This window comes from Bacillus licheniformis DSM 13 = ATCC 14580 (assembly GCF_000011645.1).
GTDB lineage: Bacteria > Bacillota > Bacilli > Bacillales > Bacillaceae > Bacillus > Bacillus licheniformis.
Map to the genome: position 1 here is coordinate 3,122,501 of NC_006270.3, position 17,381 is coordinate 3,139,881.

17 protein-coding genes, 1 rRNA gene and 1 riboswitch (1 of these 19 cut by a window edge) are annotated in these 17,381 nt (G+C 45.7%); of the genes, 10 read left to right on the top strand and 8 right to left on the bottom strand.

What is annotated here, in order from left to right; genetic code table 11:
• Both TRNA_RS37590 and TRNA_RS37595 read right to left on the bottom strand, forming a co-directional pair.
• Positions 1-807: ribosomal RNA gene (locus TRNA_RS37590) — 16S ribosomal RNA — on the bottom strand; it reaches 744 nt to the left of the window's first position.
• 626 nt (positions 808-1,433) lie between these two features.
• Entirely contained in the window at positions 1,434-2,534 is a 1,101-nt protein-coding gene (locus TRNA_RS37595) for a GntR family transcriptional regulator (protein ID WP_003184669.1), read from the bottom strand.
• A gap of 162 nt (positions 2,535-2,696) precedes the next feature.
• Positions 2,697-2,796, top strand: a riboswitch (TPP riboswitch).
• Positions 2,797-2,907: 111 nt separating this feature from the next.
• Here TRNA_RS37595 and thiT point away from each other — a divergent pair.
• Positions 2,908-3,492 (top strand): energy-coupled thiamine transporter ThiT, encoded by a 585-nt coding sequence (gene thiT / locus TRNA_RS37600; RefSeq protein WP_009329439.1) that lies wholly within the window; start codon positions 2,908-2,910, stop codon positions 3,490-3,492.
• A 40-nt stretch (positions 3,493-3,532) separates the two neighbouring features.
• On the opposite strand, the gene TRNA_RS37605 is transcribed toward thiT, so the two are convergent.
• Entirely contained in the window at positions 3,533-4,090 is a 558-nt protein-coding gene (locus TRNA_RS37605) for a class D sortase (protein WP_003184674.1), read from the bottom strand.
• Positions 4,091-4,196: 106 nt separating this feature from the next.
• The gene (locus TRNA_RS37610; RefSeq protein ID WP_003184676.1) at positions 4,197-5,192 is read right to left on the bottom strand and encodes a processed acidic surface protein; all 996 of its coding nucleotides are present in this window, start codon (positions 5,190-5,192) and stop codon (positions 4,197-4,199) included.
• Between the two features lie 180 nt (positions 5,193-5,372).
• Here TRNA_RS37610 and TRNA_RS37615 point away from each other — a divergent pair, with 180 nt between their 5' ends.
• The 6 genes from TRNA_RS37615 (at position 5,373) to TRNA_RS37635 (ending at position 9,753) form a co-directional block, all read left to right on the top strand.
• A complete protein-coding gene (locus TRNA_RS37615; protein ID WP_003184678.1) occupies positions 5,373-5,561 on the top strand; it encodes a hypothetical protein in 189 nt (62 codons plus the stop codon).
• A 125-nt stretch (positions 5,562-5,686) separates the two neighbouring features.
• A complete protein-coding gene (locus tag TRNA_RS37620; protein WP_003184679.1) occupies positions 5,687-6,799 on the top strand; it encodes a tetratricopeptide repeat protein in 1,113 nt (370 codons plus the stop codon).
• A 1-nt stretch (position 6,800) separates the two neighbouring features.
• Positions 6,801-6,929, top strand: a complete 129-nt coding sequence (locus TRNA_RS44310) for a hypothetical protein (protein ID WP_003184681.1) — start codon at positions 6,801-6,803, stop codon at positions 6,927-6,929.
• A gap of 79 nt (positions 6,930-7,008) precedes the next feature.
• A complete protein-coding gene (gene pcp, locus TRNA_RS37625; RefSeq protein ID WP_003184683.1) occupies positions 7,009-7,656 on the top strand; it encodes a pyroglutamyl-peptidase I in 648 nt (215 codons plus the stop codon).
• A 118-nt stretch (positions 7,657-7,774) separates the two neighbouring features.
• Complete coding sequence (locus tag TRNA_RS37630) at positions 7,775-8,431, top strand: potassium channel family protein (RefSeq protein WP_003184686.1); 657 nt, start codon at positions 7,775-7,777, stop codon at positions 8,429-8,431.
• Positions 8,432-8,433: 2 nt separating this feature from the next.
• Positions 8,434-9,753 (top strand): TrkH family potassium uptake protein, encoded by a 1,320-nt coding sequence (locus TRNA_RS37635; protein ID WP_009329440.1) that lies wholly within the window; start codon positions 8,434-8,436, stop codon positions 9,751-9,753.
• Positions 9,754-9,763: 10 nt separating this feature from the next.
• Here TRNA_RS37635 and TRNA_RS37640 read toward each other — a convergent pair whose 3' ends face one another.
• Entirely contained in the window at positions 9,764-10,678 is a 915-nt protein-coding gene (locus tag TRNA_RS37640; protein WP_011198226.1) for a DMT family transporter, read from the bottom strand.
• Between the two features lie 120 nt (positions 10,679-10,798).
• On the opposite strand from TRNA_RS37640, the gene TRNA_RS37645 reads away from it, so the two are divergent.
• Positions 10,799-11,284 (top strand): DinB family protein, encoded by a 486-nt coding sequence (locus TRNA_RS37645; protein WP_011201724.1) that lies wholly within the window; start codon positions 10,799-10,801, stop codon positions 11,282-11,284.
• A 46-nt stretch (positions 11,285-11,330) separates the two neighbouring features.
• On the opposite strand, the gene TRNA_RS37650 is transcribed toward TRNA_RS37645, so the two are convergent.
• From TRNA_RS37650 to betB, 3 genes are all read right to left on the bottom strand, one after another.
• Entirely contained in the window at positions 11,331-11,912 is a 582-nt protein-coding gene (locus TRNA_RS37650; protein ID WP_003184696.1) for an MOSC domain-containing protein, read from the bottom strand.
• A 111-nt stretch (positions 11,913-12,023) separates the two neighbouring features.
• Positions 12,024-13,232 carry an iron-containing alcohol dehydrogenase gene (locus TRNA_RS37655; RefSeq protein ID WP_009329443.1) on the bottom strand — a complete coding sequence of 403 codons (1,209 nt, stop codon included), beginning with the start codon at positions 13,230-13,232 and terminating at the stop codon, positions 12,024-12,026.
• Positions 13,233-13,249: 17 nt separating this feature from the next.
• Positions 13,250-14,722: a betaine-aldehyde dehydrogenase gene (gene betB, locus TRNA_RS37660; RefSeq protein ID WP_011198228.1), complete on the bottom strand. Its 1,473-nt coding sequence runs from the start codon at positions 14,720-14,722 to the stop codon at positions 13,250-13,252.
• Between the two features lie 323 nt (positions 14,723-15,045).
• On the opposite strand from betB, the gene cudC reads away from it, so the two are divergent.
• Both cudC and TRNA_RS37670 read left to right on the top strand, forming a co-directional pair.
• Entirely contained in the window at positions 15,046-15,600 is a 555-nt protein-coding gene (gene cudC, locus TRNA_RS37665) for a choline uptake/conversion transcriptional regulator CudC (RefSeq protein WP_003184703.1), read from the top strand.
• A 119-nt stretch (positions 15,601-15,719) separates the two neighbouring features.
• Positions 15,720-17,348, top strand: coding sequence for a sodium:solute symporter family protein (locus tag TRNA_RS37670; RefSeq protein WP_003184705.1), 1,629 nt, complete (start codon positions 15,720-15,722; stop codon positions 17,346-17,348).
• Positions 17,349-17,381 lie beyond the last annotated feature (33 nt).

Genomic DNA, 17,381 nt, shown 5'->3' on the forward strand with positions numbered 1-17,381 from the left:
AGGGTATCTAATCCTGTTCGCTCCCCACGCTTTCGCGCCTCAGCGTCAGTTACAGACCAGAGAGTCGCCTTCGCCACTGGTGTTCCTCCACATCTCTACGCATTTCACCGCTACACGTGGAATTCCACTCTCCTCTTCTGCACTCAAGTTCCCCAGTTTCCAATGACCCTCCCCGGTTGAGCCGGGGGCTTTCACATCAGACTTAAGAAACCGCCTGCGCGCGCTTTACGCCCAATAATTCCGGACAACGCTTGCCACCTACGTATTACCGCGGCTGCTGGCACGTAGTTAGCCGTGGCTTTCTGGTTAGGTACCGTCAAGGTGCCGCCCTATTCGAACGGTACTTGTTCTTCCCTAACAACAGAGTTTTACGATCCGAAAACCTTCATCACTCACGCGGCGTTGCTCCGTCAGACTTTCGTCCATTGCGGAAGATTCCCTACTGCTGCCTCCCGTAGGAGTCTGGGCCGTGTCTCAGTCCCAGTGTGGCCGATCACCCTCTCAGGTCGGCTACGCATCGTCGCCTTGGTGAGCCGTTACCTCACCAACTAGCTAATGCGCCGCGGGTCCATCTGTAAGTGGTAGCTGAAAGCCACCTTTTATGATTGGAACCATGCGGTTCAATCAAGCATCCGGTATTAGCCCCGGTTTCCCGGAGTTATCCCAGTCTTACAGGCAGGTTACCCACGTGTTACTCACCCGTCCGCCGCTGACCTAAGGGAGCAAGCTCCCGTCGGTCCGCTCGACTTGCATGTATTAGGCACGCCGCCAGCGTTCGTCCTGAGCCAGGATCAAACTCTCCATGAAGTAATGGAGCGCAGATTAAGTTCGTCACATCCTGTGACAACATCTGCATGACCTGCATCGTGCAGGCCCCTGACTACGCACATTCGCATGTACGATTTATTTAATGAATTAACAGGTACGTTTTGTCTTGTTTAGTTTTCAAAGATCATTTCCGCTCCTGTCCGAAGCGACTTTATTAATATAACATTCTATCAATGTGAATGTCAACAACTTTTTTTAAAAGTTTTTTTGAAGTTGTATTTATAAAGCCTTCTTTTTAGGGCGGATACTAATATAACATCTATTTTCGTTTTGCACAATAGCTTTTTTAAAAAAATAATAATCAAATGAAATTCCCGATCATCCCGGACCAGCCGACAATTGACGCAACTTATTCCTTCTTACTTACTGTTTTCTTCTATATAAAAGATGTACAGCGGCCAAAAAAATCGAGACGCTGTACCATTGTTCCCGAAGCTGCGGAAATGCCCTTAAACTCTCCGCTATCAGCCTTCAATTTAATAAAAGCTCCGAATTCGGAGCTTTTTAAAGGATCTATCTTTGTCTCATGACATTCACTCTGTCGTGCTGTTGGCAACGAAAGCAGCCGAATACTCGAATCGCTTGTATGGGTAAAGCTGATCAGCCTACCTTTTCGGCTTGGCGGTCGAATGTCTGACAACAAGTTCAGGTTTATAGACGGTAGAATGCTCAAGCTTATCCGTGTTCCGTCCCTCAACTTTGGCAATCATCCATTTTGCCGCCTCAATCCCCATCTGCATTTTCGGATGGGTGACTGATGTCAGCTTCACTTCAGACGCCTCGCTCAAGTGTGAGTCGTCATATCCGACAATTGATATGTCGTCCGGTACTTTCAAACCGAATTCCCTTACGACATCCAACACTATAAGTGCTATCTCATCATTATAGCAGAATATGGCAGTCGGGCGGTCTGCTGAGGAAAGCCGCTTCCTTGCCTCAGCAATCGTTTTTTCTTTTTTGTTCTCTGTTGTGTAAGTCACGACCATCTCCGGATAAAACGACAAGCCGTTTTCCCTGAAAGCCCGGATAAATCCTTTCATCCGGTTGACGCCCTGCATATCGTCCTGTTTAAAAAAACCGAACACTTTTTCATGGCCTAGCTTAATCAAATGCTCCGTGGCGATAAAACCGCCGTGCTCATCATCCAAAATGAAATGAGGCGGGTTTAACTCCTGATATAATTGGTTGATCATCAAATATGGTATATGGTGCTGTTCAAGGGTCAGATAGTAATTTAAATTCGGATTAAAGCTGCCGGTTTTCGTCGGCTCCACAATCAACCCATCAATTTTTTTGTCAAGCATATTTACAAGACATTGTTTTTCTTTTTCAATGTCATTATTCGTGCTCGCGACGACCAAGGTGTAACCTGCACTCGACAATGAAGATTCGATTCCTCTTATAATAGAAGGAAAAATGTAATCCGAAAGGTAAGTCGTAATGACCCCAATCATCTTATTTCTTTCCCTTCCTTTTTCAGAAAGCTGCAGGCGGTGAGAGCAATACGTCCCTGAGCCTTGCTCTCTGTATAAAAGCCCTTCATGAACAAGGTCGCCAATTGCTTGCCGGATCGTATGCCTGCTCACATCAAATATTTTCATCAATTCGTTTTCCGAATGGATTTTTTCGCCCGGCTTCACTTTGCCTTCATATATCCACGATTTAATTTCATTTTTCACCATGCTGTATTTTGTGAGTTCACTCATCAGATCAACCCTTTACTGCATCTTGTACGTATGAATAAGTTCTATTATAAGGAAAAGATGTTTGCATTGCTACATATTGGAGGGTTTCAGCAAAAGTTTTTCGAAAAATTAGCTTGTCGTCCGTTTCTTTTTTTAGTATAGTAGAATATAACTAAATAACTTGATGACCACAAGGGGAGCCTCCGGGCTGAGAGTGAACGACCGTTCTGACCCTTCGAACCTGTTAGTTAATGCTGGCGTAGGAATGTGGCAAAGTCATTTCTAATTGCATCCAAAGCAGTGCGTGGAAAACTGTCCTACTCCTTCCCCGCATTGCTTTTTTTATTGGGAAAGAAGTCCAGTATCCCTTTGTTCATCAAAAGTGAGGGTTATGATGAATCAATCTAAACAACTTGTACAGCTGATTGAAATTGCGATTATGACAGGAATAGCACTTATACTTGATATGGTGTCCGGAATGTTTTTAAAAATGCCTCAAGGCGGTTCAATCGCCGTCATGATGATTCCGATCTTCCTGATCTCCTTTAGATGGGGGCTCAAGGCAGGGCTGGCGACCGGGTTTTTAGCCGGATTGCTTCAATTTGTCACTGGAGGATTTTACGTTGTTCATCCTCTGCAGCTTCTTCTTGATTACTTTATCGCGCCTACGGCCGCGGGAATCGGCGGCTTTTTTGCCGGATCGATCCGAAATGCTTCATTTGAGAAACAAAAAGGAAAGATCATTTCCTATGTTATGCTGGCCGTCCTTCTTGGAAGCGGACTGAAATTTCTCGCACATGTCATCAGCGGCGCTGTCTTTTTTGGAAACTATGCGCCTAAAGGCACTCCGGTATGGATTTATTCATTGGTATATAATGGAACGTATATGCTTCCGTCTTTCATTGTCTGCACAATCGTCCTTTGTATACTGCTGCTAACCGCACCAAGACTTCTAGAAAACAGAACAAACATGAGATAACATAAAAAAACAGCGGATTCGCCTGAGATTCCGCTGTTTTTTATGTTTTAATCAAATCTGCGACCAATATATACCGCTCCGGTGCTGAACCGATAAAGTCAAAAGGATAGCAGGTGGAAACCGTCAATGTCGCTCTCGGCTTTGGAACTATCACCGTCCGGTCATCCGCATCCACGATTCGGACCTTTTTCACTTTGTATGTAAAAGTTCCGTAGGAAGCTTCAACAATTAACTGATCGCCTTTCCCCACTCGGCCGAGTTTTCGGAAAACCGTATCCCGGTGGCCTGATAAAACCGAGTTGTCATCTTCTCCAGGCAGAACGGATCCTGCGAAATGGCCCACGCCTTTTTGCAGCTCGTCTTCATCTGTTCCGTGATATATCGGAAGCCTTGCATTGATTTTCGGAATAACAAGATCACCGATTTTCTCCCCGGTTTCAAATGTTTGATCAATTGCCGTCTTTTCTTTTTTCGTCGTCTGAATCGGAGGTTTTTCAGGCTTTTCCTCTTCTTTCATCTGCTGAAATGAAAATAGAGCGTAGCCGTGCATCAGCTTGAACACATTCGTTGTTGTAAAATAAGCGCCGCACGCAACCATCGCAATGGCTGCAAGCCAGATGATCTTTTTTCGATGTGCCTTAATTTCCTTTCACTCCTTATAAAAACTTCCCATTCTATACAGACTTAGAATGGGAAGTAAAATGTTAAGCCGCTTTTCGAAGCCTTCTGACCATAAACAATCCGCCAAACATCAGAACGGCGCCAAAGATCGACCATTCTGCGTAATGCCCGGCCGTTTTCGGAAGCTTTGCACCTTTAACCGTCTTTTTCACATGAGATTTCTTTGCGTCGTGTTTAACAGCCGTTTGGGTTTGCTTCACTTTCGACCCTGTGTCATGAATTAAATCAGATCCGATCATTTCAGGCGTCAGCAATACATCCAAAATGAAATTGCCCTGCAGATCGTATACTTCCACTAGGAGGCTTGCTCCCTTCAGATCTTCAGCACTGACAAGCGTCGTCAAAGACACTTCTTTTTTCTTTCCGTCTTTAACAAGATAATATTTCGTTTTCACTTCGAGCGTCTTCTGAAGATCGTTTAAAATGGACAGCATTTCAGCGATATCCTGAGCTGACAGCTCTGATACAGACTCGAAATCGGCTACCGCTTCAAGACGTTCTCCAAGAGCCATCAAGTCATTTTCAAGGTTCGGATTGTTATCGCGCACTTTTCGGAGGTGATTCACGAGTCTTTCCCACTCCTGATCATCCACACCCAATTCTTGAAACATGTTTCCGATCTGAAAATCGTCTTCTTCATATGTCACGGTGTAGAGCGCATCGTCCAATTCGTATTCAAACATAAACACGTCGAGAATGTTTTGGCCGCTTTCCATATAGCCATTTTCAACAAATAGGTCAGCCGCTTCTTTTTCGCTCAATCCGTATTCTTTCAAATAGGATGCCAAAAGCTTTTTAGTCAGTCTTTGCCCTAAAAAGTCTTTCAACTCTTCCACCGAGTCAAAACCTTTTAAACTCTCATCATATGTATCCTGCAAATAGGCTTCCAATTCTTTTTCTGTCATTCCTATTTCTTCAAGATAATCTTTAAGCTCGGCCTGTTTCGGCGCGGCAAAAGCTCCTGCTGCCGGCACTAAAACCAGGATGCAGACCAATAGTGACATCAGCCTTTTTTTCATTTTGTATGACCCCCTAAATTTATCTTTCATTTTGATTATAGTGGAAATATTTTTAAAAACATGTATTGTAATTGAAAATCTTTTCGTCTATAATATTTTGTTCTTTTTCCTACTTAAACAGGCATAATCTTTCCCTCTATTGAATGTAATATAGTAAAGCGAATAGAGGAGGGTATACAAATGAATCCTTACTATATGATGCTCTTATGTTATGTCCTATCGATCATCCACTTTTTAATAGGCTACCGGGAAGCCCTGAAAATAAGCGGGGCTGACGGGCTGGTCAACGGAACCGCAATGATCTCCTGTATTCCGCTTGGCGCGGTTTTCGCTTTTTTCGCGCACTTTTTTTGGAAAATGACGATTTAATTTCGGGAATGAATTTTTTCGCCAACAAACATGCATTTCCGTGTTATTCACAGACGGCGGCAGTTTATGCTATGATTAATAGAACTTCAATTTACAAAAAATTCACAAAGATTGGAGGGAAAAGAATGGCCAAAGCCGTGGCTTCTCAAGAAGTCGCCAATATGCTGAACGACTGGTACATACTGATGAAAAAACGAGACATTTCAGGTTCAATCGAAATGAAAGATGACATAGATAAAGCAATTGAAAAGATGGAAGAAGATCATGACGTTCTTCTCTATTATCAAATGCTGGATTTTCGCTTAAGGCTTCTTCTTGAAGATATCTCCCAATCTTCCACAGAAAAATTGGAAGCCATCAGTTTTAAGGACAAAGATCCAAAAAGTACGGACGATAAGCTGAATTATTATTTTTATCTGTTCAAAGGGATTTATGAAGACTACAAGCAAAACCATACAGAAGCGCTTAATTTTTTCAGAATAGCGGAAAAAAGGCTGAGCGTCATTCAAAATGAAATTGAAAAAGCCGAATTTCATTATAAAATCGGTGTTTTGTATTACAACTTAAAAGCGACATGGCTGTCGATTCACCACATCAACATTGCCTCAGGCATCTTCCAAGGGTATGACGGGTATGCCAAGCGGGTCATCAACTGCAAAATGCTGATCGGGCTCAATTATATTGACCAATTTAAGTTTGCCGAAAGTGAAGTATTGTTAAAGGAAGCAATTGAAAAAACCGAAAAAATCGGCGACCAATATCTTTTGCCTTATACCTACTATAATATGGGCTTTTTGAAGAGTAAGGAAGATAAACACGAAGAAGCGCTGAAGTATTATAATAAAGCTTTTGCAATCAAAGACTTTGAAACGAAAGCCAAGTATGCTTACCTTCTATGTGTATATGAAAACACAAGGTCTCTTTTCAAAACCAACGATCCCGACCAAGCTTTTAAATGGATCGACACAGGCTTTAAAAAAGCTCAAGAAGTGAATAGCGAAATTTTCGAATTAAAATTCAAAACTTTATATACATTACATTCCGATTGTCAGAATAAACTGGAAGTAATCAAGGACTTTATTCACCAATTAGAAGATAAAAAAGCATGGGTTGATCTGGAGGAATTGCTGATGGACGTAGCGAATTACTATAGGGAAAATAAGTTATACGAAGAAGCCATATATTTCTACATTAAAACAGACAAGGCAAGTAAACTTGCCGGAAGAGGAGGAGAATAGGATGAAAAAAGTGTTGTTAGCTGTATTTGTATTAGGCACTGTTTTCAGCTTTTCGTTTGCAAATCACGCTCCTGAAGCGGCTTCCCAAAGCAATGAGATACTTTTGGCTTCTCGTGGAGCAGGCGGGTGACTACATCCTCAAAATACCCATTCAGACATCTGCTGAATGGGTATTTTGCACTTTACATTCATATTCAGGAGTGATCGATATGGGAAAGAAAGTACTGCTGACAGGATTTGACCCCTTTGGGGGAGAAACAGTCAATCCGTCCTGGGAAGCTGTAAAACGGCTGAACGGAGAGGAAGCAGAAGGCGTCTCTATCGCAGCGGAGCAGATTCCGACCGTTTTTCATCATTCAGCGGCCGTTTTGAAAAAAGCGATCGAAAAGCACAAACCCGATGTCGTCATTTGCGCAGGGCAAGCAGGCGGCAGGGCTCATATTACGCCGGAACGCATCGCAATCAACATCGATGATGCTCGCATTCCGGATAATGAAGACCGGGAACCGATCGATGAACCCATCGCGGCAGACGGGCCTGCTGCTTACTGGTCCGCGCTTCCGATCAAGCTCATTGTGAAAGAGTTGAGAAAAAACGGAATACCGGCCTCCGTCTCCAATTCAGCGGGAACTTTCGTATGCAACCATCTCTTTTACCAGTTAATGCACCGTATAGACCGCACCTCGGCAAACATCCGCGGAGGGTTCATCCACATTCCGTTTCTCCCCGAACAAACAATCGATAAACCCGAGCCGAGTCTCAGCCTTGAAACGATCGTCGAAGGACTTAGAATAGCTGCGGTCATCTCCGCCCTGCACGAAAAAGATATTCGCGAAACGGGCGGATCGATCAGCTGACACCGCAGCCGCCTCAAAGCGCCCTCCGGCTTCACCTTCCGGATTCTTGTACATCCCAGTGTGTTTTTCTTAAAAAAAGTAAACACTATAAGAAAAACAGGTAAAAGGGTGAATACGGATGCAGAAATCTTACGCCGTTTTCGGGCTCGGCCAGTTCGGCGGCAGCCTTGTGAAAGCCTTCCACGCAAAAGGGGCGGAAGTCTTAGGCATCGACAAATCAGAAGAAAAAGTAAACGAATATTCTACTTATGCAACCTACACCATTTGCGCCAACGCCGTTGATGAAAAGACCTTGAAACAAATCGGGATACGCAACATTGACCACGCATTTGTATCATTTGGCGATGACATTGAAGCAAGCATTCTGACCTCGCTTTTGCTGATTGAAATGGGCGTCCCCAAAGTATGGACGAAAGCACAAAATGACTATCACCAAAAAGTTCTCCATAAAATCGGCGTCCATCGTATCATTCATCCTGAAAAAGATATGGCCAAGCGGATAGCCAGCCATATCACGTCGGAAAAGATGATCGATTTTGTCGAGCTGTCGCCAAACTACAGCATCGTCGAAATTGTGGCCACTAAAAAGCTGGACAAAAGAAGCCTGGGGGATATCGACGTACGCGCCAACTTCGGCTGCAATATCGTCGGCATAAAAAGGGACGGGCATTTCATCATCGCACCGAGCGCTGATGACATGATATATGAAAACGATATTTTGATTGTGATCGGGCAAAATAAAGATATTGAGACCTTTGAAAAAAAGGGCGATTAACCGTGAAGTTTAAACAGATACAATTAAGCCCGTCCCAACTGCTCGTGCTAGTGTTTTTATTTTTCATCATATTAGGAACCCTTTTATTGAAGCTGCCGGCAGCAACGCCCAAGCCTATAGGCTGGATTGATACGCTTTTTACATCGACCTCGGCGATGACTGTTACCGGTCTGGCCGTCGTTGATACAGGCACGGATTATACGATGTTTGGTCAGCTTATTATTCTCGTTCTCATCCAGCTCGGGGGACTCGGCATCATGTCTTTTGCGGTGCTCATTTTTATCATGCTCGGGAAAAAAATCGGCCTGAAAGAACGGCTGTTGATTCAGCAGTCGCTTAATCAGACTTCTTTAGGCGGGATTATTAAACTGATCAAGAGTTTGTTTATTTACTCCTTCGCGATTGAAATGCTGGCCATGCTGATACTTGCTGTCAAATGGATTCCTGAATACGGTCTCGCCCGCGGCATCTACTACAGCCTGTTCCATGCGGTTTCCTCCTTTAACAATGCGGGATTTTCCATATGGCCGGACAGTTTAATGCGGTATGAAGGCGATCCGCTCGTCAACCTGGTGATCAGTTTTTTGTTCATCGTCGGCGGGATAGGATTTACTGTATTGTCCGATTTATGGCATAAGCGGAGCTTTAAAAAGTTGAGCCTTCATTCGAAATTGATGATATACGGTACGTTTATCGTCAATTTGGCAGCCATGATCCTTATTTTTCTGCTTGAGTATCAAAATCAAAAAACGCTGGGAATGCTTCCGCTAGCTGAAAAACTTTGGGGCGCCTATTTTCAGGCTGTGACCCCGAGAACAGCAGGATTTAACACGACAGACATCGGAAGCCTGCGCGAAAGCACGATCACGCTTTTGCTCCTTCTTATGTTTGTCGGAGCGGGGAGCGCATCGACCGGCGGAGGAATCAAGCTGACGACGTTTCTTGTCATTCTTCTGTCGGTTATCACTTTTTTAAAGGGCAAAAAACATATTTCAATAGCCAAAAAAACGCTGAAAGACCAATTGATCCTCCGGTCGCTCGCTATTTCAACAATCAGCGTGCTGTTGATTTTAACGGCCATCTTTATTTTAAATATGACAGAACCTATACCGTTTTTGGCGATTTTGTTTGAAGTCGTTTCAGCTTTCGGCACGGTCGGCCTGTCAATGGGGATTACGGCCGACCTGTCCCCTATCGGGAAGATGCTGATTGTTTTCATTATGTTTCTCGGAAAACTCGGGCCGCTCACATTGGCGTTTTCCCTGGCCAGACCTGAAAAGGAAAACATCCGCTATTCAAGCGAAGATATTTTGACTGGATAAAGCGCGGACTTTAAAGCGCCTTGGGCGTTTTCCCTTTCACCGCCGGGACGTTGTTTTTCCGTATGCTTTGCGAGGCCATGAACAGGATGATGCCTGAAAAAATGACCGCTCCGCCGATCACCTGCGTCATCATGACGGATTCGTCTAAAATCCAATACGCCAGCGCAACCGCTCCGACGGGTTCAAATAAAATCGCCACAGAAATCATATTTGTGCTCAGCCATTTCAGCACCCAGTTAAAGAGCGAGTGGCCGAGCAAAGTCGGAATGACGGCAAGCAGAAAGAAGTAACCCCAATCTGACGCAGGATAAGAAAAAAAGGCGGCGCCCGAAAACAGGCAGTATAGACATAAAGTGAGGGCGCTGATTCCATATACAATAAAAGTGTAAACGGTCAAGCTGTGGCGTTTTCTGACATGCTGGCCAAACAGCAGATATGCCGTCACAAGCGCACATGCCAAAAGCGCCAGGATATCGCCGTAGAGCGCCTGGCCGCTTACTTTGAAATCCCCCCAGCTGATGTACACGCTTCCGCCGATCGCGAGAAGCGCACTGATGATCCCAGCGAACGAGACTCTTTCTTTAAATAAAAAATATGTACCGATAAAGGAAAAGATCGGCTGCAGCGTAACAAGAACAACCGAGCTCGCCACAGACGTGTATTCAAGCGAGCGAAACCATAAAATAAAATGAAATGCTAAAAAGAATCCCGCTGCCGCGGAAAACAGCCAGTCTTTTTTCGAAAAACCCAAGACTTCTTTTCTTTTTCCCCAGAAAAAAGGAAAGATCAGCAAAGCGGAAAAAAAGAGACGATAAAAAGCGATGATTCCAGCATCAGCTGTTGACAGCCTGACGAAGATGGCGGAGGAAGACACAGCCAACACCCCGACCACTAATGCTATATACGGGTACAATGTGGTTCTCAAAATGAAATCCTTCCTTCTTTTCATTTTTTCTTAAGCATATCCGATGGCGATGCGAAAATCGAGTGTTTTTTGGTTATTTTACCAGCCTTCGATATGGTACAGTTAAAACTAGGAGGGGATATGATGAGCATTTTTAATGAAGCGAGAAAAGAACTTTGGAGCGAGATTCAAGGCCTATCAGACGAAATGCTGAATAAAAGGCCGGCGGAAGACGAATGGAGCATTCAAGAAGTGATCGACCACCTGAAAAAAATCGATCTGATGGCACTTCAAATCTTGAAGGAACAAATCAAACATGCACCGGTTAAATCAATCGAAGATAAACCGGTTCATCAGTTGGAAGACAGAAGCTCCAAACGAAAGGCGCCTCCATATGCGGAGCCGGAAAGAAAAACAGCGGATGCTTTAACCCTCAAAGCTGAGCTCGACAATGTCAGAACACAATTAACTTCAGTCATCGCCGCCTTTCACAATGAAGATTTTCAAAGGGTGCTGCCGCATCCGATTTTCGAAGAGCTTACGGTCAGGCAGTGGCTCGACTTCATCGGCCATCATGAAAGAAGACATATTAAACAGATCAAAGAAGTCAAGCAGAAACTGCTGTAATAAGCGGAAAGCCCCGGCTCTTAGAGACTCGGGGCTTTTCATCCGCCTAGGCAAACGACCTGGCGTCTTTCATGGCAGCAGGCGAATACGCCCACACTTCTGCTTGGTCGCCTTGATGGATCAGGCCCGGGCGTTCAACGATGCAGACGATTCCCCTTCTTCCCATCGCATGGCGCACAAAGCGCGAAGCAAGCTTCGGTTTGTCGGGAAACTGCTCCTGAATGACTTCTCCGGGCTGAATGCACGGCTCATTCTCGCCCTCGCTCAACAAAGAGGCGCCGCTTGGAAAAACGATTCTGCTTCCTTCTCTTAATGAGGTTAAATCAGGCAGGCCGCTTAATGCGATATTGGCCCCGAGCCATTCCGGAAGGACCGCCGGAATGTTCAGCCGTCCGGCAATTTCAAGGCACTCTTCTACCGAGACGATAGAAATCTGCCTCCTGTTGAAAATCTCCGTTCCTCTTTTATACATCGGCTCCCTTGCCCCGGCTTTTTTCGTCAGTCCAAAATGCAGATCCCCCGGTATGCCCCCGTAATCGATTACGATCTTTGCCTGTTTCTCTGTCACAAATGACGCTGTGTCCGCTATGTATACGTGCTCCGCCACAGCCGTGCGCTTCTTCCACATTCAACCCATCCCCTTTTTTTCAAGATGTGATTTATTTTACATTGCCTCCCTTTTTTTCTCAAATTGAAAAAGCCCGCTGTGTGCTGCACACAACGGGCTTTTTCAATTTTTTCAGACAGTTTTCGGGGTTAAATTGAAGCAGCGTTTGTAAATCCAATTGTACGCTTTTTCGTTCAGGTCTCTAGGGTTACCGACCGTTTGCGGATCTTTCATCGCTTCTTTTGAAAGGCGGTCGATCATGTCAGGTGATACGCCTTGCTCTTCAAGACTAGGAATCTCTAAGTCTTCCACAAGCTGATACATCCAGTTCACCGCAGCTTTAGCCGCTTCAACTGCAGACATGCCGCTTGTGTCAATTCCGAACGCTTTTGCAATGCGGGCAAATTTTTCAGGGTAGCCTTTCCAGTTGTATTCCATTACAGGGCCCATCATCGCCGCCACACATTGGCCGTGCGCGACAGGGATGATCCCTCCGAGCGTCTGGCTCATCGCGTGAGCAGCGCCTGCGGATTCGCTTCCGTAAGAAAGGCCTGCAAGCATGGCCGCCTGCGCCATGCCGTATCTCGCTTCAAGATCTTCTCCATCGGCAAACGCTCTGCGGATGTAATGTGCGCCGTATTCGATCGCAAGAAGGGCCACCGCGTCAGTAATCGGCTGGGCAAATTTCATCGTATAGCACTCGATGGCATGAGCCAAAGCGTCAACGCCGGTCATCGCTGTTACGTGCGGAGGCATTGATACATGCAATTCAGGATCGATAATTGTCAAATGAGCAGCAATCAGCGGGCCGCCCGTATTGAATTTAAATTCGCGCTCTTCATCTGTGATAACCGCCCATTGTGTAACTTCTGAGCCGGTTCCGGCAGTCGTCGGGATCGTTGTAAGCGGAGGAATCCGGTTTTCAAGCGGCTTTTTTCCTTCTGCCGCTTCATAGTCAAGGACTGAGCCTTCATGAGTGGCTTCAACTCCGATCGCTTTCGCCGTATCCATTGAGCTTCCGCCGCCGACCGCGACAAGGCCGTCGCAGTTTTCTTCAGCATACAGTTTGGAACCTTCAGCGACAAGACGGACAGGCGGATTCGGCTCGACTTTATTAAAGACGGCAACTTCTACGCCTGCTTCCTGAAGGGATACAACGACCGGGTTTGTTACACCGGCTTTGTAGATGCCAGGGTCTGTGACAAGCAGCGCTTTTGAAACGCCAAGCTTTTTCACTTCTTCCCCCACATGTTTAACGGCTCCGATTCCGTGCTTAATGACGGTAGGGATTTCAAACGTGTGGAATTTGTTCATCGCTTCTACTTTCATATTTAAAGTCATGAATAGTCTCCTCCTTCTTATGCTTTAAACCAATTGACAGCCGCCGGTTTCGTATTGCGGTAGACATGCTTCACTTCTGTGTATTCTTCAAGGCCCATGCGGCCAAGCTCGCGGCCGATGCCTGACTGCTTGTAACCTCCCCAAGGCGCTTGTGCGAAATAAGGGTGGAAGTCATTGATCCAGACGGTTCCCATGCGCAGTTTGGAAGCGACGCGCTCCGCTTTTTCGATGTCTTTTGACCAAACGGCGCCGGCAAGGCCGTAAATCGTATCGTTCGCAAGTGAGACAACCTCTTCTTCTGTTTTAAATGTTTCAACTGTTAATACCGGACCGAATACTTCTTCCTTAACGATTCTCATATCTGATGTACAGCTCGAGAAGATTGTCGGCAGATAGAAGAAGCCATTTGCAAGTTCAGGGTCCTCCGGACGTTTTCCGCCTGTTTCCAGCTTGGCGCCTTCTTGCAAGCCGATTTCCACATATTTTTCAACTTTGCTGCGGTGTTCAGCTGAAATAAGCGGACCGCTCTGTGTCTCCTCGTGAAATCCGTTGCCAAGCTTGATTTTTTTCGCACGCTTGACAAGCTCTGCGACAAACTCATCTTGAATGGACTCTTCAACGAGAAGACGAGCGCCCGCAGAGCAAACCTGTCCTGCGTGGAAAAATACCGCATTCAGCGCCTGGTCAACCGCTACGTCAAAATCTGCGTCTTTAAACACAATATTCGGATTTTTCCCGCCAAGCTCAAGCGCAATTTTTTTCACATTCGTACTTGCAGCCTGCATGATTTTCTTTCCGGTTTCAATTCCGCCGGTGAAGGAAATTAAGTCGACGTCTTTATTTCTGGCAAGTTCATCGCCGACAGTCGCCCCGGGGCCGAGAACAAGGTTGGCCACCCCTTCAGGCACACCGGCTTCTTCCATCAGCTTGAAGATCTTAATGGTTGTCAGCGGTGTGATTTCACTTGGTTTGACAACGATCGTGTTGCCCGCCGCCAAAGCCGGAGCGATTTTCCAGCTTGCCTGCAGGAGCGGATAGTTCCACGGTGTGATCTGCCCGCAGACACCGACCGGCTCCCTGACAATTTTGCTTTTAGAATCGGGGATCGGTGAAGAAATGACTTCTCCGCCGTCTTTATCCGCAAGCCCTGCATAATATTGAAATACGTTTGCAATATCATCCATATCGGCTCTGCTTTCTTCAATCGTCTTGCCGGTATCAAGCGATTCAAGTTCTGCCAGCTCTTCGTGGTCGCGTCTGATCAGTTCGGCGATCTTTAATACGATGTTGCCTCGTTCAAGACCCGGCGTATTCGCCCACTCGCCGTCGTCAAATGCGCGGCGCGCTGCAGCAATCGCCCTAACAGCGTCTTCTCTGTCTCCTTCACTGACGGTTTCAATATGCTCTTGATTGTAAGGATTGATAATTTGGCGAGTCTCGCCTTTTTTGGCGCCCACCCACTTTCCGTCAATGAAAAGTGTTTGACTCATAAAAGCAGCCTCCTCATTACGCAAAGTTTGTTAAATAAAAATTTAATGTTTTGAACACTTTGAATTTATCATGCGCCATTTTTTGTGTCAAAGCAAATCAGGCTGATTATTTTTTTTGAATTTTATGTGAATGCAGAGCTCACATGGGCTGAGACCGTTTGAAAAAAATTTTTGATTTTGACATTTCAATTTCTTTCGTTAAGATAAAGAACATACAGAAATAACTTAACAAACTTAACGCGGATTTTAGAACAATCCCCGATTTTTCGGGGGGCATTGAATCTGCAATGCCGATGTTCCGCTCCTGTGAAAGGAGGCAAGTTATGGACAATCCCCGTGATGTTTCAGCAAAAGAAACGATCGCACAGGCAAAAGATCTTGTCATTGATTCAATCGCAGAAACAATGGATCTGTACGGCATTACCCGGAGTGCGGGCATTTTGTACGGAACGATGTACCTTTCGGATGAAATGACGCTGGACGAAATGCGGGAAGAACTGCAAATGAGCAAGCCCAGCATGAGCACAAGCGTAAAAAAGCTCCAAGACTTAAACGTCGTCAAAAAGACATTCCACAGAGGAAGAAGAAAACACAGCTTTGTTGCTGAAAAGGATTTCTTCAAATTTTTCACAAGCTTTTTCCCTAAAAAATGGGAAAGGGAAGTCAAAGTGAATCTCATGGCTATTCAAGACGCTCAAAAAGCATTGGAGGACATCATCGAAAGCGAAGGGCTTGACGAAAGCATAAAAGAGGAAGCGAGAACTCTTTATGACCAGCTTGAACATTCAAAACCGTATTATGACTGGCTGCTGAGACTCGCTAAATCTGTCCAATCGGGAGAGATTTTTGAGTTTATACCGATTGATAACAAGAAATAAAAAGGTTTTATCCGCTCTGAAGTCAGCAATTTGCATACTTCCCAGAGTGGGGCAAAACCTTTTTTCATATTTTAATTTCAAGAAAATTCAAAAAATATTTTCGGAGGCGATGTGCATACATGAATTATGCTGAGAAGAAAAAAAACTGGATCAAATTAGGTATTTTTGCGCTGTTTGCGGGAGGCATACTCGCGTATATCGGCATTTCGAATGCGGACATTCATTGGGGCGGCTTTATCTCCATGATGATATTCTTTGCTTTCACCTATTATTTAGGCGCTTTTTACGCAGCAAAGAAATCAAATTCTTTTTCCGATATGATCGTGGCAAAAAGGAGCATGCCGTTTTTCGTCGGAATGGTGACGATGGCCGCAACATGGGTCGGCGGCGGATATATTAACGGAACGGCCGAATCGACTTACAGCGACGGCCTCATCTGGGCCCAAGCGCCTTGGGGCTACGCATTGAGCCTGATTATCGGCGGTATTTTCTTCGCCAGAAAAATGCGCCGTCATCAATTTATGACCATTATCGATCCTCTCGAACAGCGCTTCGGTAAGCGGATGGCCGGCGTTTTATATATACCGGCGCTGTTAGGAGAATTGTTTTGGAGCGCCGCGATCTTAACGGCATTGGGCACGACTTTCGGAATGATTCTGAATATCGATTTCCAAACGTCGATTATTCTTTCGGCGATGATCGCCATCGCTTATACGGTGGCCGGAGGCATGTGGGCAGTTGCTTTCACAGATGTCTTTCAAATGATTGTCATTTTGCTCGGGCTGTTTTTAGTCGTCCCATTTGTATTGTCGAATGTCGGTGCTCTCGATAGCGTATGGGCAAATTACAGGCACGATTTCGGCAGCAGCGCCAATCTGCTTCCGCCGTTGGACGGCTGGAAAAACCCGGATTGGGGAAACCTGTTTTGGAACTGGTGGGATAATGCGCTCCTCTTAATTTTCGGAGGTATCGCATGGCAGGTGTACTTTCAGCGCGTTCTTTCGGCAAAATCGGAAAGCGCCGCCATGTGGCAGTCGATAATTGCCGGAGTGATCTGCATCATTGCCGCCATTCCGTGCGTAATCATCGGAGCTGCCGGAAACAGTACCGATTGGAGCCTGTTCGGAGCGAGCGCTCCGGATAACCCGGCGATGATTTTGCCGCAAACGCTTGCGTATTTGACGCCAGGAATCATCGCAGGCCTCGGCTTGGGTGCAATCGCAGCAGCCGTCATGTCAAGCATGGACTCATCGATTCTATCGGCATCATCAATGGCCGCATGGAATATTTACCGTCCGCTCATCAAGCCGAAGGCCACCCAAAAACAGCTGCAAAAAGTCGTCAAACGCTCAATCATTTTGTTCGGCGCGGGAGCAGCGGTCATCGCGCTGAATGTCAAAAGCGTTTATACTTTATGGTATTTGGCTTCGGATTTAGTTTATTGCATTCTTTTTCCCCAGTTAACAATGGCCCTCTTTTATAAAAGAGCAAATCTTTACGGGTCGATTGCTGGATTTGCAGTTGCAGTCATTCTGAGGCTCGGCGGTGGTGAACCCGCATTCGGCATTCCGCCGCTTCTGCCGTATCCGATGATTGAAGACGGCACGGTCCTCTTTCCTTTCCGGACGCTGGCTGCAGTCACAGCATTTATGACGATCTTCGCTGTGTCCGAATTGACGCAGCGCAAATGCCCTCCTAAACAGCTTGTACTCCCCCAAGAAAAACAGAAAGACGACCGCGCGGCTTAAATAGGAAAAACGCCCGGCCCCGGGCGTTTTTCT